The organism is Deinococcus koreensis (assembly GCF_002901445.1).
Lineage (GTDB): Bacteria > Deinococcota > Deinococci > Deinococcales > Deinococcaceae > Deinococcus > Deinococcus koreensis.
On sequence record NZ_PPPD01000003.1, the window covers coordinates 31,212 to 47,399 of the forward strand.

General features: G+C 70.0%; 15 protein-coding genes. 5 read left to right on the plus strand and 10 right to left on the minus strand.

The window, feature by feature from the left end; translation table 11 throughout:
* From kdpB to kdpF, 3 genes are all read right to left on the minus strand, one after another.
* On the minus strand, positions 1 to 2,052 hold the full coding sequence (gene kdpB / locus CVO96_RS18560; RefSeq protein WP_279327023.1) for a potassium-transporting ATPase subunit KdpB: 2,052 nt from the start codon (positions 2,050 to 2,052) through the stop codon (positions 1 to 3).
* Positions 2,049 to 3,815, minus strand: coding sequence for a potassium-transporting ATPase subunit KdpA (kdpA, locus tag CVO96_RS18565; protein WP_103313957.1), 1,767 nt, complete (start codon positions 3,813 to 3,815; stop codon positions 2,049 to 2,051). The genes kdpB and kdpA overlap by 4 nt, the downstream gene beginning before the upstream one ends.
* Before the next feature lie 90 nt (positions 3,816 to 3,905).
* Positions 3,906 to 3,995: a K(+)-transporting ATPase subunit F gene (kdpF, locus tag CVO96_RS18570; RefSeq protein WP_103313958.1), complete on the minus strand. Its 90-nt coding sequence runs from the start codon at positions 3,993 to 3,995 to the stop codon at positions 3,906 to 3,908.
* A 149-nt stretch (positions 3,996 to 4,144) separates the two neighbouring features.
* Here kdpF and CVO96_RS18575 point away from each other — a divergent pair, with 149 nt between their 5' ends.
* The 4 genes from CVO96_RS18575 (at position 4,145) to CVO96_RS18590 (ending at position 7,954) form a co-directional block, all read left to right on the plus strand.
* Positions 4,145 to 5,668 (plus strand): sensor histidine kinase, encoded by a 1,524-nt coding sequence (locus CVO96_RS18575; protein WP_165795437.1) that lies wholly within the window; start codon positions 4,145 to 4,147, stop codon positions 5,666 to 5,668.
* On the plus strand, positions 5,665 to 6,297 hold the full coding sequence (locus tag CVO96_RS18580; protein ID WP_103313959.1) for a response regulator: 633 nt from the start codon (positions 5,665 to 5,667) through the stop codon (positions 6,295 to 6,297). Before CVO96_RS18575 ends, CVO96_RS18580 begins: the two co-directional genes overlap by 4 nt.
* Before the next feature lie 130 nt (positions 6,298 to 6,427).
* The gene (locus CVO96_RS18585; RefSeq protein ID WP_103313960.1) at positions 6,428 to 7,360 is read left to right on the plus strand and encodes a hypothetical protein; all 933 of its coding nucleotides are present in this window, start codon (positions 6,428 to 6,430) and stop codon (positions 7,358 to 7,360) included.
* Positions 7,361 to 7,534: 174 nt separating this feature from the next.
* Positions 7,535 to 7,954, plus strand: a complete 420-nt coding sequence (locus CVO96_RS18590; protein WP_103313961.1) for a DUF1801 domain-containing protein — start codon at positions 7,535 to 7,537, stop codon at positions 7,952 to 7,954.
* An 81-nt stretch (positions 7,955 to 8,035) separates the two neighbouring features.
* Here CVO96_RS18590 and CVO96_RS18595 read toward each other — a convergent pair whose 3' ends face one another.
* The 5 genes from CVO96_RS18595 to CVO96_RS18615 form a co-directional block, all read right to left on the minus strand.
* Positions 8,036 to 8,953, minus strand: coding sequence for a glycoside hydrolase family 43 protein (locus tag CVO96_RS18595; RefSeq protein ID WP_103313962.1), 918 nt, complete (start codon positions 8,951 to 8,953; stop codon positions 8,036 to 8,038).
* Positions 8,953 to 9,960 (minus strand): glycoside hydrolase family 43 protein, encoded by a 1,008-nt coding sequence (locus tag CVO96_RS18600; protein ID WP_243398510.1) that lies wholly within the window; start codon positions 9,958 to 9,960, stop codon positions 8,953 to 8,955. Before CVO96_RS18600 ends, CVO96_RS18595 begins: the two co-directional genes overlap by 1 nt.
* Before the next feature lie 63 nt (positions 9,961 to 10,023).
* On the minus strand, positions 10,024 to 10,896 hold the full coding sequence (locus CVO96_RS18605; protein WP_103313964.1) for a carbohydrate ABC transporter permease: 873 nt from the start codon (positions 10,894 to 10,896) through the stop codon (positions 10,024 to 10,026).
* Positions 10,893 to 11,852, minus strand: coding sequence for a carbohydrate ABC transporter permease (locus CVO96_RS18610; RefSeq protein WP_103313965.1), 960 nt, complete (start codon positions 11,850 to 11,852; stop codon positions 10,893 to 10,895). Before CVO96_RS18610 ends, CVO96_RS18605 begins: the two co-directional genes overlap by 4 nt.
* Positions 11,853 to 12,011: 159 nt before the next feature.
* Positions 12,012 to 13,307 (minus strand): ABC transporter substrate-binding protein, encoded by a 1,296-nt coding sequence (locus CVO96_RS18615; protein WP_103313966.1) that lies wholly within the window; start codon positions 13,305 to 13,307, stop codon positions 12,012 to 12,014.
* 516 nt (positions 13,308 to 13,823) lie between these two features.
* On the opposite strand from CVO96_RS18615, the gene CVO96_RS18620 reads away from it, so the two are divergent.
* Positions 13,824 to 14,789 (plus strand): ArsR/SmtB family transcription factor, encoded by a 966-nt coding sequence (locus CVO96_RS18620; protein ID WP_103313967.1) that lies wholly within the window; start codon positions 13,824 to 13,826, stop codon positions 14,787 to 14,789.
* Positions 14,790 to 14,989: 200 nt separating this feature from the next.
* Here CVO96_RS18620 and CVO96_RS18625 read toward each other — a convergent pair whose 3' ends face one another.
* Together CVO96_RS18625 and CVO96_RS18630 are read right to left on the minus strand one after the other, a co-directional pair.
* Entirely contained in the window at positions 14,990 to 15,784 is a 795-nt protein-coding gene (locus tag CVO96_RS18625) for an SDR family oxidoreductase (protein ID WP_103313968.1), read from the minus strand.
* Positions 15,781 to 16,176, minus strand: coding sequence for a hypothetical protein (locus CVO96_RS18630; RefSeq protein WP_103313969.1), 396 nt, complete (start codon positions 16,174 to 16,176; stop codon positions 15,781 to 15,783). The genes CVO96_RS18625 and CVO96_RS18630 overlap by 4 nt, the downstream gene beginning before the upstream one ends.
* Between the last annotated feature and the right edge of the window lie 12 nt (positions 16,177 to 16,188).

Sequence of the window (16,188 nt, forward strand, 5' to 3'; positions counted from 1 at the left end):
TTAAATGCCCAGCGCGCCGAGCGCCAGGTCGATGAGCTTGATGCCGACGAAGGGGACGACCACGCCGCCCAGGCCGTAGATCAGCAGGTTGCGGGCGAGCAGGGCGTCGGCGCTGCCCGGGGTGTAGCGCACGCCCCTGAGGGCCACCGGGATCAGCGCGGGAATCACCAGCGCGTTGAAGATCACGGCCGACAGGATCGCGCTCTCCGGGCTGCGCAGGCCCATCACGTTCAGGGGCGCGAGCGCCGGCAGCTGCGCGGCGAACAGGGCCGGCAGGATGGCGAAGTACTTCGCCACGTCGTTGGCGATGGAAAACGTGGTGAGCGCCCCACGGGTCATCAGCAGGCCCTTGCCGATCTCGACCACCTCGATGAGCTTGGTGGGGTCGGAGTCGAGGTCGATCATGTTGGCCGCTTCCTTGGCCGCCTGGGTGCCGCTCTGCATCGCCAGCCCCACGTCGGCCTGGGCCAGGGCGGGGGCGTCGTTGGTGCCGTCGCCCATCATGGCGACCAGCTTGCCCGCCGCCTGCTCCTCGCGGATCATGCGCAGCTTGTCCTCCGGGGTGGCCTCGGCCAGGAAGCCGTCCACACCGGCTTCACGGGCGATCGCCTCGGCGGTCAGGGGGTTGTCGCCGGTGATCATCACGGTTCTCAGACCCATGCGGCGCAGCTGCTCGAAGCGCTCACGCATCCCCGGCTTCACGATGTCGGACAGGGCGACCACGCCCAGCAGGCGTGCGTTCTCGATGACCACCAGCGGCGTGCCGCCCGCGCGGGCCACCTCGTCGACCAGCGGGCGCAGCTCCGGGGGCACGGCGCCGCCGCGCTCGCCGGCCAGGCGCATCAGGCGGTCGGAGGCGCCCTTGCGGACGCTCCCTCCCGCGAAGTCGACGCCGCTCATGCGGGTCTGGGCGGTGAATTCCACGAACTCGGCGCCGGCCGGCATCTCGGCCGTGACGCCCAGCTGGCGGGCCAGGGTCACGATGCTCTTGCCCTCGGGGGTGGGGTCGGCGAGCGAGGCGAGGGCGGAGACCCGGGCCAGCTCCTGCTCGGAGATCCCGGGCAGCGGCGCGAAGCGGGTCGCCTGCCGGTTGCCGATGGTGATGGTGCCGGTCTTGTCGAGCAGCAGGGTGTCCACGTCGCCCGCCACCTCGACCGCCTTGCCGCTCTTGGCGATCACGTTGGCCTGCAGGGCGCGGTCCATCCCCGCGATGCCGATGGCCGGCAACAGCCCGCCGATGGTCGTGGGAATCAGGCACACCAGCAGCGCCACCAGCGTCACCACGTTCACCTCCGCCCCCGCGAAGCGCGAGAGGGGCAGCAGCGTGGCGACCACGATCAGAAACACCAGGGTCAGGGCCGCGAGCAGGATCGAGAGGGCGATCTCGTTGGGCGTCTTCTGGCGGCTGGCGCCCTCGACCAGCGCGATCATGCGGTCGAGGAAGCTCTCGCCGGGCTGTGAGGTCACGCGCACCACGATGCGGTCCGAGAGCACGCGGGTGCCGCCGGTCACGCCGGAGTGATCCGTGCCGGCCTCGCGGATCACGGGCGCGCTCTCGCCGGTGATCGCGCTCTCGTCCACCGAGGCCAGCCCCTCCACGACCTCGCCGTCGCCGGGGATCATCTCGCCCGCCTCCACCACGATCAGGTCGCCGCGCGTGAGGCGGGTGGAGGGCACGGTCTCCTCACGGCCGCCGACCAGGCGCCGGGCCGGGGTGTCCTCGCGGGCCGATCGGAGGGTGGCCGCCTGCGCCTTGCCGCGCGCCTCGGCCAGCCCCTCGGCGAAGTTGGCGAACAGCACCGTGACGAACAGTAGCGCCGTGATGCCCAGCTCGTACCCCCAGGGTCGGCCGGTGACGAGGTTGGCGGCCGTGAGGTACGCGGTGAGCACGCAGCCGACGAGCACCACGAACATCACGGGGCTTCTCGCCATGGCGCGCGGGTCGAGCTTGACGAAGGCGGCCCGGAGGGCATTGGTGAGCAGGTCGCCGGAGAAGACGGAGTTCTTCCTGGGAGCGGGCTGGGGCGCGGCGGGCTGGGGCAGGGTGGTCACTTCTTCACGTCCTGGGTGGAGGGCTGGGGGGCGGGCTGAGCGGTGGACTGGAGGGTCGCCTGTGTGGTGGTCTGGCCGGTCGACTGAACCGTCGAGGGGGCGGCCCGGCCCAGGGTCAGGCCCTCGGCGACCGGGCCCAGCACCAGCGCGGGGGCGAAGTTCAGGAGCTGCAGCAGCAGCATTACGCTCAGCAGCATCCCGGCGAACACGGGGGTATCGACCCGCAGGGTGCCGCTGGTCTCGGGCGCGGCCTTCTTGGCGGCGAGCAGGCCGGCGATCGCCAGCGGCCCCAGGATCGGCAGGAAGCGCGCCAGGATCAGCACCACCGCGCAGGTCACGTTCCACCAGGGCGTGTTGTCGCCCAGGCCCTCGAAGCCCGAACCGTTGTTGGCGAAGGCCGAGTTGTACTCGTAGAGCACCTGCGAGAGGCCGTGAAACCCGGGGTTGGAGGTGCCGGTCAGCCCCGGCAACGAGAGCGTGGCGGCGGTGAAGCCCAGCACCATCAGCGGCTGGAGCAGGATGATCAGGGAGGCGACCTTGACCTCGCGCGCCTCGATCTTGCGCCCGAAGAGTTCAGGGGTGCGCCCCACCATCAGCCCCGCGATGAACACGGTCAGCAGCACGAAGACCAGCATGTTGATCATCCCGACCCCGATCCCGCCGTACACGTCGTTCAGGAACATGCCGAGCTGCGGCACCAGCCCGCCCAGGGGGGTCAGCGAGTCGTGCATGGCGTTCACCGAGCCGTTGCTCGTCTGGGTGGTCAGGGCGCCCCATAGCGCCGAGGCGTCGGCCCCCAGGCGCACCTCCTTGCCCTCCAGGTTCGGCCCGGCGGCGGCCAGCCCGGCCAGGGCGGCGTTGGGCTGGCGTTCGGCCAGCACCAGACCCAGGGTCAGGGCCGCCGAGAGCACGCTCATGACGCCCATGATCGCCACCCCGAAGCGCGGGCGGCGCAGGAAGAGGCCGGCCGCGACCACCAGCGCGACCGGGAACAGGATGATGCTCACGAGTTCCAGCAGGTTGCTCAGCCCCGTGGGATTCTCCAGCGGCACCGCCGAGTTGGGGCCGTACCAGCCGCCGCCGTTGGTGCCGAGCTGCTTGATGGCGACCATGGCGGCGACCGGGCCGACCGGGATGGTCTGGGTGGTCAAGGGGGTGCCCTCGACCGTCTGCGGCTGCAGCAGCGTGGCCGTCTTCGCGCCGCCGAAGGTGCTGGGCACGCCCTGCCAGGTCAGCAGCAGCGCCAGCACGAACGAGGTGGGCACGAGCAGCCCCACGGCGCGGGTCACGTCCAGGTAGTAGTTCCCGACGTTCGTCTCACCCCGCAGCCCGCGCAGGACGGCGAACAGCGCCGCCATGCCCACGGCGGGCGTGAAGAGCTGCAGGGCAGTGATCCCGACCATCTGCGAGAGGTACGAGAGCCCGCTCTGGCCGCTGTAGTGCTGCTGGTTGGTGTTCGTGATGAACGAGGCGGCGGTGTGCAGCGCGGTGTCCCAGCGCATGTTCCCGATGCCGTCCGGGTTGCCGGGCAGGGCGCCCTGGAAGACGTAGATCAGGTAGGCGGCCAGGCCCACCAGCAGGTTCGTACCCAGCAGCGCCACGCCGTACTGGCGCCAGGTCATACCCTGCCGGGCGTCCACGCCGCTCAGCCGCAGCAACCCAGCCGTCAGGCGCGAGGCCGGGCCGGAGAAGACCCGCGCGATCAGGGTTCCCAGCGGCACGGCCAGGGCGAAGGCGAGCAGGTAGGTCAGGAAGATGTCCATGGGGTCAGAGCCTCTCGGGAACGTTCAGGCAGGCGGCAACCGCGCCGAACAGCGCGGCCAGGATCAGCAGGCCGGTCAGGATACCCACGATCAGAACTTCTCCGCCCGCACGAGCGCGTAGAGCAGGTAGGCGGTCAGGGCCAGCACGAGCAGCAGCAGGATCACATTCATAGCCGGCATCCTGGGCCGGGTGCGGCGCGGCCGCTATCCTGCTTCCGGCCAGAGGGATGGCCGAATGGCCAATGCCGGAAGCGGGGCCAGTCGCTAAGCTGGCCACCAGCGAGATCGGTCGGATCTCCCACCGCCCACCCTCCCCCCGCCGGAGACCCATGCGTTCTGTCCGAGCCTCCCTGCCGTCCACCCCCCCCGAGCCCGAGGCCCGCGCCCTGCCCCTGAGCGGGCCCGGCCTGCTGGGGCTGAGCCTGACCCTGATCGTTCTGATCACCCTGGCGGACGTGCTCACCCCCGCCTCGCTGGTGGTGGGCACCCTGCTCAGCGCGCCCATTGCCCTGGCGGCCCTGGGGGTGTCCAAGGTCTGGACCCTGCGCCTGACCGCCCTGGTGGTGGCAGGCAACGTGCTGGCCGCCGTGCTGAACGGCCTGCGTGACGGCGCGAGTCCCACCGATCTGGGCAACCGGCTCGTGAGCGTGCTCGCCGCGCTGCTGGTGGGGGGGCTGTCGCTGCGAGCCCGCGAGGCCACGGCGCGGGCCGCCCGGCTGGCCGAGGAGGAGCGGAGACTGGCGCGGGAGCGGGCGCTGCGGGGGCTGGTCGAGGCGGTCAGCGGGCCGTTCGGCCAGGCCGAGTTCGTGAGCCGCGCGGCCCAGGCGCTGCGAACCCTCTCGGGCGCGCAGAGCGTCGAGATCGGCAGCGTGGAGCGGGCCGTGCTGCGTGCCCCGCACGCGGTCAGCCCCGCGGGCGCCCCGGCGCACCTCGACACCCGGCTCCCGCTGGAGGTGCTGGCCCGCCCCGCCGGCACGGGCCGCGTCTGGGCCGCCCAGGGCGGCGACCTGCTGCTCGCCCGCCTGTCCCGGCCCCTGGGCGACGACCTGCTGCTGCTGCTGACCCGCCCCACGGCGGCGCCCGACGTGCTGGAGGAGGCCGTCCTGACCCTGCAACCGCTGCTCGACCGCACGGCGCTGCTCGACGACCTGCAGCTCCGGCAGGCGCAGCTCCAGGAGCGCGGGGAGCTGCTGCAGGATCTCGTGTACGCCTTCAGCCACGACCTGCGAACCCCGCTGATGGCCAACGCCATGAACATGCGCGCGGCCCTCAGGGGCGCCTACGGCGAATTGCCGGCGGACTACCGCGCCACGCTGCGGCATGGCCTGGACGCGAACGCCACGCTGCTGGCGCTGGCCGATCAGCTGCTGCTGGTCGCCCGCTACGAGAGCGGCGAGCGCGAGGGCGAGTTGGAGAGCGTCCACCTGCGTGATGTTACGGTCGGCGTCCTGACCCAGCTGCAGGCGCGGGCGGGCGAGCGGGACGTCAGCTTCGAGACCGAGCTGGAGGGCGTGCGGGTGCCGGGCCTCAAGCACGACCTGCGCCGCGCGGTGCAGAACCTGCTGGAGAACGCCGTGCGCTTCAGCCCGCCCGGGGGCCGCATCCGGGTCACGCTGGACGCCGAGGGAGACGAGGCGGTGCTGCGGGTGCTCGACGAGGGGCCGGGCGTGGCCCCGGGGCGCGAGGCGACCCTGTTCCAGCGCTTCCGGGCCGGTGGGGCCGGCGGCGGCACCGGCCTGGGCCTGTACCTGACCCGCCGCATCGCCGAGGCCCACCGGGGGCGCGTGACCTACACCCGCACCGCCCGCGCCCAGAGTGTGTTCAGCCTGTCCCTGCCGCTGGAGACCCCATGAGTGCCCGGCCCATCCGGGTGCTGCTGGTCGAGGATCACGCCTTCACGCGCGACGGCCTGCGGGCGGCCATCAACCTGGAGAGCGACCTGCAGGTGGTGGCCGAGGCCCGCTCCGGCGAGGAGGGGCTGGAGCGGCTGGCCCAGGTGCCGGTGAACGTGGCCGTGCTCGACATCGGGCTGCCCGGCATGGACGGCATCCAGACGGCGGCCGAGATCAAGCGCGGCTGGCCGGCGGTGCGGGTCGTGATGCTCACCGCCCACGACCTGCGCGACGAGGTGCTGGCCGCCCTCGCCTCGGGCGCGGACGCCTACTGCCTGAAAAGTGGCGATCCGGAGCTGCTGCTGCTCGCCATCCGGGCGGCGGCGGCGGGCAGCGCCTATCTCGATCCCCAGGTGGCGCATCACGTGCTGGGCAGCATCCGCGCGCCCCACGCGATCTCCCCCCTCACGCCCCGCGAGACGGAGGTGCTGCGCCTGATCGCCGACGGCCAGGGCAACCGGGAAATCGCGCAGGAGCTGGGCATCAGTGTCAGCACGGTCAAGCTGCATGTCCAGGAGCTGCTCGTGAAGCTGCAGGCGGCCGACCGCACCCAGGCGGCGGTGCAGGCGCTCCGAAGGGGGCTGCTGTAGCGCCCCGGAATGGCGTGTGGCCTCCGGCAGACCCGGGCTGACGGCACCTCCTCGCTTCCATCCATCCACATATCCGACTAATCCGACCAGTTTGCTTGACATTGGAATTTATCTCCCTACGATAGAGGGCATGAAACTCCTTGCCCTGGTGCCCTTTGCCGTCCTGTCCTCTGCCGGAGCCCTCGATCTGCCGGCGGCCGTTGGGCTGGAAGTCCTGCGGAGCGAGCTGTCCGCCAGCGTGACCACCCTCGCGGGCGGCAACCTGAAAGACAGCCGGGTTCATGTGGATCACGCGCTCGACAGGGTGTGGCCCCAGCTCTCGCCGCGGATCGCCGCGAGCCAGCGCCAGGCGTTCGCGGCGGGCCTGCAGACCCTCCGCCGTGGGCCGGGGAGCCTGACGCCCACAGCGTATGAGCAGGTCGTCAACCGCTTCGTGGGTGGCCCCTGGGAGGCGGCCTGGACGGCGGCACGCCAGGGAGCCGGTTCGGACTTCGAAGGCGCCCTGACCGGCGCGCTCCTGAGCAGCGCCCAGAAGGCGTATGGCACGGCGCCGACCGTGGGTCGGGAGGGCCGTGCGGTCGATACACAGGACGCTGTGGCGCTGCTCGGCCGCGCCCTGCCGCACGCCACGCAGGTGAGCCCACAGGCTGCCCAGGGGGTGAGCGCCCTCCAGGGGCTCGCGCGTCAGGGCGCCCCGGCCCAGGCGTTCAACCAGCGGGCGGCGCAGGTGCTGGGCACTCTGCAGGTGCCGGGCAGCCCGCAGGCGCCCCGTGGCGGCGCGGAGGCGCTGAGGCTGCTGGACCTGAGCCTGCAGGCCGCCCGGGACGAGTACGTGGGCGAGGGAGAGGTCGATGAGGGCCTGGGCTCCCTGACCGACGCCGACCAGCAGTGGGCGGCGCTGCGGGCCGCGGTGGAGGGCCGCAACGCCCCCCTGGCCGCGAGCTTCAGCGCGGCACTGGCGAAGCTGCGGACGGCCCTGGACGCCAACGACACCGCCGCGTTCTCGGCCGCCCACACAGACGCCATGGCCCTGCTGACGCAGATCAGGGCGGCCCTGAAGTAAGCCCGGTAAGGAACCCAGGAGCGGAGGTTGAGCCGGCGGCGTGGCCCCCTCACTCCTTCGGTTTGGATAGCGATCAAAGTGCATCCCAGTCTCCTCATACGGCCGGTCGGGTGGAAAGGCACGGTGCTCAACAACGGGGAGGATGTCCCCCCCTGCCCCCCGCTAGGATGAGGAATGACCATTCCCAGCGAGGCTCAGGGCCAGTCGGCATCGGAACGCATCTCGGACAGGATCGCCGAACTCGGGGACTGGCGGGGCGAGACCCTCGGCCGGATGCGTGCGCTCATCCAGGCGGCCGAGCCGGAGGTCGTGGAGGAATGGAAGTGGAGGGGCACGCCCGTCTGGTCGCACGGCGGCATCCTGTGCACGGGCGAAACCTACCGGAAGGTCGTCAAGCTGACCTTCGCCCACGGCGCCTCGCTGCCGGATCCGTCCGGACTCTTCAACTCCAGCCTCGACGGCAACACCCGCCGCGCGATCGACATCCACGAGGGGGAGGAGGTGGACGTGGCCGCCTTCACCGCGCTCATCCACGAGGCGGTGGCGCTCAACGGCAGGCGGGATCCGAAACCATCCAGAACAGCCAAGATCTGAGCTAGAGCGCACCGCTCCGTTCGCTCTTCACCGATGAACTCACAGAGCGGCGAGGGCGGCTTCTTCCCTGCTCTCCAGCCCTCAGACCGGCAGTTCCAGCCGGATGCGGGGGCTCACCCCGGCCCAGTCCAGCGGTTCCACGTGCAGCTGGCGGCGGCTGTGGTCGGCGTTCCAGGCGTGGAAGACGATCATGTCCTGACCACCCGCGCCGGTCAGCAGAGAGTTGTGACCCGGCCCGATCAGGCCCCCCATGCCGCTTCTCAGTACCACGGGGCCGGGCTCGGGCTCCCGCCAGGGCCCCAGCGGGTGATCCGCGACCGCATACCCGACCCCATAGGTCTCGTTCGTCCAGGCACCGCCCGAATAGAAACAGACATACCGCCCGCCCCGGCGCACCACGAAGGGGCCCTCCAGGGTGTGCCAGTCGTAGACCTGGCCGTACATCTCCCGCCCGCGCAGGTAGAGCTGCCAGTCGGCGCTGGCCTGCAGCACGGTCGCCGGCGGGCCGCCGGGGGTCAGGGGATCGCGCAGCGGCATGACCGCCAGCGAGGTGCCCACGCGCTCGCCCTCCAGCAGATCGCGGGCGTAGTACAGGTACCACTGGCCGCCCTCATCCACGAAGGGGTGCGGATCGATGGCGAAGTCCTCCGCGGGGGTCAGGTTCAGGCCCTGATCCGTGAACGGCCCGAGCGGGTGCGTCGCCGTGGCGACCCGCAGGTGGTGGCCCTGGTCGCCCGTGCCCACCGAGTAGTACAGGTAGATGGTACCTCCCGCCTCGGTGACCTCGGGGGCCCAGTAGTCCTGGGGCTGATCGCTCAGCGGCGTGAGCGCTCCGCCGTGCGATTCCCAGTGCCGCAGATCGGCCGACGACAGCACCTCGAAGGCCCGGCCGTTGCCCCCGGCCTCGTGCCCGTGCAGCCCGGTGCCGTAGGCGTAGAATCGGCCCTGCCACCGCAGCACGAAGGGATCGGCGAAATAGCCGTCGTGGCGCGGGCCCATCAGGGATTCCCCCTGGGCGCAGGCTGTGGGCTGGTGGTGGGGCCTCCCACCCGCATCCGGCCGCCGCCGAAGCTGACGCGTTCCAGGCGCATCGAGCGGTAGCCGACCTGATCACCCACCAGGCCGGTCGTCCAGGCGTGGTACACCAGCCAGGGCTGGCCGCTGCCGTCGCTGAACACCGACTGGTGCCCTGGCCCAGCCACCTCGCCCCTGCTGACCAGCACCGGGTTTTCGGCGGCCTTGCGGTACGGGCCGGTGATCCGGGAGGCCGTGGCGTAGCCCACCGCATACAGGTCGGAGTCGAAGGGGCCACCCGAGTACAGCAGGTAGTACACGCCGCCCTGCTTGTAGAGGGTCGGCGCCTCGATCACGCTGCCCTCCCAGAGCTGGAAATTCTGGATCAGGGCGGTGGGGGCGCCGCTCAGGCTCAGGCCGTCGGGGGCCAGGGGCTGGATGAAGAGCTGGGTGCTCAGGCCCAGGGCGTTGCCGTCGTTCTTCCAGAGCAGGTAGGCCCTGCCGTCGCTGTCGAGGAAGGGGCTGGCGTCGATGCTTCCGCCCAGCTCGGCCTGACAGACCAGCGGGCCCTTCCCCACCGGCTGAAAGGGGCCGGCCGGCTGCGCGGCCACCGCCACGCCGATGCACTGGCGGTCGCTGCGCTGGTCGCGGGCGGTGTAGTACAGCACGAACTGGCCCCGCAGCCCGATCACCTCCGGGGCCCAGGTCAGGCCGGGCTCGGCCCAGGCCGCCAGGGTGGGCAGGGCGTCGGCAGAGCGCTCCCAGGTCACGAGGTCACGGCTGACCGCGTGGGGCACGTTGCCGCCCACGCCGTTGGTCGCGTAAGCGTGGTACAGCCCACCCGCGCGCAGGATGAAGGGATCGGGAAAATTGGCGTCCAGCACCGGGTTGCTGAAGGTACGAACCTGCGCGCTGGGCGGTGCCAGCGTGGCCGCGCCGCTCTGGGAAATTGGGATGCCGCCGCCCGCCAGGGCCCCGACGCCTGTTAACATGCTTAATAATAACCACACCATTCTAACAAGCATCTTGCTGCTCCCTTGTGTGCTCACGGCGCCCTATTCCTTGAGTCCGCTCGCCGAGAGGCCGCCTTCGAGGAAGCGCTGGGCCACGAGGTAGGCGATCAGCGCCGGAATGGCGGCCAGGGTCGTCGAGGCCATCAATTTGCCGTAGTCGGTGACGTAGCGCTGCGAGAAGGTGGTGATGCCCACCGGCAGGGTCATCTTGTCCACGTCGGTGACGGTGAACAGCGGCCACAGGAAGTTGTTCCACGAGCCCATGAAGGCGAACACCCCCAGCGTGACCAGGGCAGGCACGCTCAGCGGCAGGATGATGCGCCAGAGGATCTGCAGGGAGCTGGCCCCGTCGAGGTGCGCGGCTTCCTCCAGCTCCCGCGGGATGCTCATGAAGAACTGCCGCAGCAGGAAGACCCCGAACACGCCGCTGATGCCCGGCCAGATCAGCGCGTGGTACGAGTTCATCCAGCCGAAGTTGAGCATCATAATGTAGGTGGGCACCAGGGTCACGATGCCCGGGATCATCAGGCTCGACAGGATGAACCAGAACCAGGCGTTTCTCCCCGGGAACCTCATGCGCGCCAGCGGGTAGGCGGTCAGCGCACACAGCAGCACGTGCAGCGCGGTGAAGGTCAGGGCCACGTAGGCCGAATTCCACGTCCAGCGCAGGATGTTGCCGTCGGGCGAGGTCAACACCTCGCGGTAGTTCTCCAGCGTGGGGCGCGCAGGCCACCACTGCACAGGCGAGGAAATCGCGTCGGCCTCATTCTTGAACGACGTGCTGATCATCCAGTACATAGGCGCCAGGAACAGCAGGGCGAGAATGCACAGGAGCACGAAGCGCGGCACCTCGCGGGGCATCCGGCGTCGGCGCGCGGCACTCGGGCGGGCCGCCTGATTCGTCGGCGTGCTCATTTCTCCTCCCCGGAACTCTGGACGTCGCGGGCCATCAGGCGGAACTGGGCCGCCGTGAGCACGAGCATCAGGAGTCCGAAGACGAAGCCCATGGCGGCGGCGCTGGAGATCTGCGAGTTGGAGAAACCCTCCTCGGTGATGTACTGGATGACGCTCTGGGTCGAGCGGTTGGGGCCGCCGTTGGTGATAACCAGCGACTGCCCGAAGAGCTGGAACGAGGCCAGGGCGGTGGTGATGACCACGAACAGCGTGATGGGCGTGAGCAGCGGCCAGGTGATGAAGCGGAACTGCTGCCCGGCGGTGGCGCCGTCGAGTTCGGCCGCCTCGTAGAAGCTCTGCGAGATGTTGCCCAGCGCGGCCAGGTACAGCGTCATGTTGAAGCCCAGCGTCCACCAGATCGTGCCCACGATGATCGGAATCCAGGCCAGCCCCTCGGTCGAGAGCCAGGGGATGGGCGGGGCGCCGGTCAGCTCCCGCGCGGCATTGACCAGCCCGATCTGGTTGTCGAACATCCAGCGCCACAGGATGCCCATGACGGACACGGTCAGGATGCCCGGCATGAAGAAGACCGCCCGAAAAAACGCCCGGCCGAAGATCGGGCGGTGCAGCAGCAGGGCCAGGCCCAGCGCCGCCGCGACCAGCAGGGGCACGCTGATCAGGGTGAAGAAGGTGGTGTTCCACAGGGTGCGCCAGAAGAAGTCGGCCTGCGGCGTGCCGGCGATGAACAGGTTGCGGAAGAATTCGAGGCCCACGAAGGGCTGGCGGCCGCTGAGCAGATCCCAGCGGTGCATGGCGATGTACAGCCCGTAGCCGATGGGATACACCGTGAAGACGAAAAACAGCGCCGCGTGCGGCAGCAGGTACAGGTAGGGCTCCAGCGAGACCCGGCGGCGTGGGCGCGGCCCGCTGCCGCGTCTGACGGTCTCTTGGGGGGTGGACACCGGCGTCGCGGTCATGGCTTACCTCGCGGGGGGCGGGTGTGGCCCCGGAAAAGTCGGGGGCGGGGGCTCCCTCCACACGGAAGAAGGCCACCCCGCCCCCGACGCGCCCCATACAGGGTGCTTCCACTTCAAACACCCTGTATCAGGTCATCCTCGAACTGCCTGGAATCCGTCTTACTGGAAGTTCTTGCGGGCCTGCTCGATCTGTTTGTTCGACTCGGTGACGCCGTCGCCGAGCGCCTTGGCGACCGTCTTCTTGCCGGAGTACGCGGCCTCCCAGGCGGCGTCGAAGGGCCCCAGCACCTGACCCATCCAGGGCACCCCGCTGGTGGCGTACACGCTGTCCAGCCGGTCGAAGATGCCGTTGATGGGCGCTTTCTCGAACTGCGCGTTCTTGGCGACCGCCGCCTGACTGGGCAGGCTGCCGGTGGCCGTCCAGGCGAGGTTCTGCTCGGGCTGGGTCATCCAGGCCATGAATTCCAGGGCGGCCTTGCGCTTGGCGGCGTCGTAGCCGGGCTTCTGCCGGGGCAGGGTCAGGTGGCTCGAACCTCCCCAGGCGGCGTCGCGCACCGAGCCGCCGACGCGCGGCATGAAGGTCACGCCGAAGTTCATCTTCTGCTGCTCGAAGCGGTCGAGGTACCACTGGCCGCTGGGGAACATGCAGACCTTGCCCTGCGAGAAGGCGGCGAGTTCGGCTTCCTCGGTCGAGTTGGGGCGGGCCACCTTCTGCTTCTGCACCAGATCGACCAGGAACTGCACGGCGCTGACGGCCTGCGGCGAGTTGAAGGCGGCGTTGCCGTTCTTGTCGGTCAGCTCGCCGCCGTTCTGCAGGATGGCCGCGTAGGCCGCGCGGGAGCCGACCCAGTTGTTGTACAGGCTGACCCCCCACGTGTCGAGGTTCTTGGGATCGAAGCCCGCCTGCGTGGCATTCTTGCCGCTCTTGTCCACTGTGCATTTCTGGGCGGCGGCCAGGAACTCGGCGCGGGTGCGCGGCGGCTTGTTGGGATCGAGCCCGACCTTCTTCATGAGGTCTTTGTTGTAGAACATCGCGTAGGCCACGCTGGACACCGGCAGGCCGTACGACTGGCCCCGGTAGTCAGCCGTCTTGAAGAGCGGGCCGAAGAAGCGGGTCTGGTCGATCCCGGCGGCCTTCATCTCGGCGGGGGCCAGCGGCGAGACGGCGCCGCGGGCAATGAAGCCGGTAATCTGATCCTCGTTGATGACCACCACGTCGGGCGCGCGGCCTGAGGCCACCAGCGACGGCAGCTGCTGCCAGGTCGTGCCCCAGGGCTGGGCCTGGGCCCTCACCTCGATGTTCGGGTGGGTCTCGTTGAACTTCTTGACCAGCCCCTCCATGACCGGGCGATCCGGGCCGGTGAAGCCGTGCAGGTAGGTCAGGCTGACTTTCTGGGCCGAGGCGGCGCCGAGGGCCAGCAGGCTGAGGCTCAGGGCAAGGGCGGTGTGTTTCATGGGGCCTCCAGATCAGTGAGGGGCGGGAAGGGGGTCGGTGAGGCCTGGGCGGCCGGCTCACCTGCGCCGCACAGGCAGGCGCCCGATGAACGAAGCAGGCCGACGACTGGGAACCCTGGAACTGGGATCAGTGGCTGAACCTCCGTGGACAGGCAACTGCGCTCAGACGCAGGCTGACCTGAACTCCGTGCAGACATGTTGGTGGGCGGATACTAACAGGTATTCTTGTTACAAGTCAATGAAACCGGGACCAAGATCAACGTCAGGTGAAGCCCGCTCCTTCAGCTCCCGACCGTCATGAACGGCATTTCTCAGCCCTCTCTTTCTCTGGAAAGGCGACTGCCGGGCTCGACCTGAAGCCTGGTGATGCCTTCCATCGCTTCAATATCGAAGTAAAACTTGTTAGAATGAGCGCCGACAGTCAGCCGTGCCCGGACGGGTTCCTCTGTGGATCGGCCGGATGCTCTCGCGCTCGTCTGCCCAGCGTGGCAGCGGGTTGAAGTCTGGAGGGAACCTGTGCCAGCGTCCGGAAACCGCATCCTGATGGTCGAGGGGCAGGAAGCGCTGGTGGTGCTCAAGGCCCTGGCGAACGAGACGCGCCTGCTGCTGCTGAGCATGCTCTCGCACAACGTGATGAACGTATCCGAACTTGCGGACGCGCTGAAGCTGCCGCATTCGACGGTCAATTTCAACCTGAACCAGCTACAGGCGGCCGGGCTGATCTCGGTGGAGTACGAGCCCGGCACGCGCGGTTCGCAGAAGCTGTGCTCGAAGCGCTACGACGAGATCGTCTACCGGGTGCCCGGCGTGGCGGTGGAATCGGACTCCGATCAGGTCAGCGTCTCCATGCCCATCGGCAACTACTCGCAGATCGAGGCGCAGCCCACCTGCGGCCTGGCGTCCGAGAGCCGCATCATCGGGATGCTCGACAATCCGCGCTCGATGTACGAGCCGGATCACGTCTACGCGCAGATCCTCTGGTTCGGCCGCTCAGGCTTCGTGGAATACACCTTTCCGAACAACCTGCCCTACGGCGCCGTGCCCGAACGGCTCGACCTGAGCATGGAGATCTGCTCGGAGGCCCCGCAGTACGACCCCGAGTGGCCCTCGGACATCACGCTGTGGATCAACGGCCACGAGGTCGGCACCTTCACCAGCCCCGGCGACTTTGGCGGCCAGCGCACCCACCTCACCCCGCGCTGGTGGAACATCGACCAGACGACCCACGGCGTCCTGAAACACTGGTTCGTGACCCCGGACGGCGCCTACATCGACGGCGAACGGCTCTCTGGCCTGAGCATCCACGATCTCGACCTGCAGGGGGCCAACCAGATCAAGGTGCGGCTGGGCGTGAAACCGGATGCCCGCCACTGCGCGGGGCTGAACCTGTTCGGCCGCAAGTTCGGCAACTACGAGCAGGACATCGTGATGCGGACAAACTACGTGTTCCCGCAGGACACCGCGAAGGTGCGGGTGCGGTAGACCTCACCGGGGCTGCCTGACCGTTCGTTCCAGCGAGCCCACCTCTACCGCGCTGGGCTCGGCTGGACGGGAAACGTGGGAGCCCAGGGTTGGGCGTACCGCTGACTCGACGGGCCCATGAGTTGATGGGCGAGTGACGTGCGCTGCCGTCGAACGGGTGGGCCTGGACGCTTCGGAGCGGCCGATCGGGACAGGCAGGGTCAGGGGCGCCGCTCGTGCGCCTCCAGCCACTCGGCCCAGCGCCGCTCCCCACGCGGAGCACCAGGGGAGGTGAGCCGTCCGGCGGCCAGGGCGCGGACGGCCGGCAGCGGCAGGGGCACGTCCACCACCCTCCTGTGCTCCCCGCGCACCCTCTGCCAGGTGTCGGCCAGGGCCCGCAGGGTCAGCACCTCCGGCCCGACCAGGGCTCCGTCCTGGGACGAGCCGCTCAGCGTATGGCGGGCCAGGGCCACGCCCACCTCGCCCACGTCGATCGGCTGGAACTGCGCGCCTCTGGGCAGGAGCAGCCAGGGCAGGCGACCCAGGGTCGCCAGGATGCCGGCGATGAGCGGAAAGAACTGGGTGGCCCGGAACACCGAGGTGTCCAGCGGGCTCCCCCGCACCAGCGTTTCCCCCTGCGCTTTGGCGCGGTAGTACGGCACCCCGGGGATGTCGGCGGCCCCCACGATCGAGACCGACACCAGCCGGGGCACGCCGGCCGCCTCAGCGGTGGCCAGCAGCATCCGCAGCCCCTGCAGGTCACGGGCCGGGCGCTGCGGGTCATGGGCGGCGTGCAGCACGGTATCGACCCCCCGCAGGGCGGCCGGCAGGCCCTCGCCGGTCACGAGGTCGCCCTGAGCCCAGAAGGGCTCTGCCCAGGACTGCTCCGCCCATGTCGGCGCGTCCGGGGGTGCCGGGCGCCGGCTGAGCACCCGCACCTGCGCCCCCTGCGCCGCGAGGGCCTTCACGGTCTCCCGGCCGAGGGTGCCGGTGCCGCCGGTGACGAGCACCCTCACCTCAGGGCCTCCGGGCGCAGGGACGCCGTCAGGCCCAGGATCGCCAGCAGCAGGGCCGCGGGCACGAGCGTCAGGAGCAGACCCGGCAGGCCCGGCCCCCCTTCCCGGAAATGCAGCCCGGCGTCTCGCAGGTGGCTGGCCGCGTGGGCCACGTTGCCCAGCAGCGCCAGCCCGACCAGCGTGCGCTGGCGCTCCGGCGCGCGGGCCGCGAGCAGCAGCGCCGCCCCCAGCGGCAGGTTGAAGGCCCCGATATCGGCGAGAAAGTGCCCGTTGAACGGCGGGAACGGAGCGACGTTGGCGAAGCTCCAGGCCGGCGCGGCCATGAACAGCGCCGCGACCACGAGATGGCTGAACCCCAGCAGGGCGAGGGCGGACTGGATCAGTCGTCGCATGGGCCTCCTCTC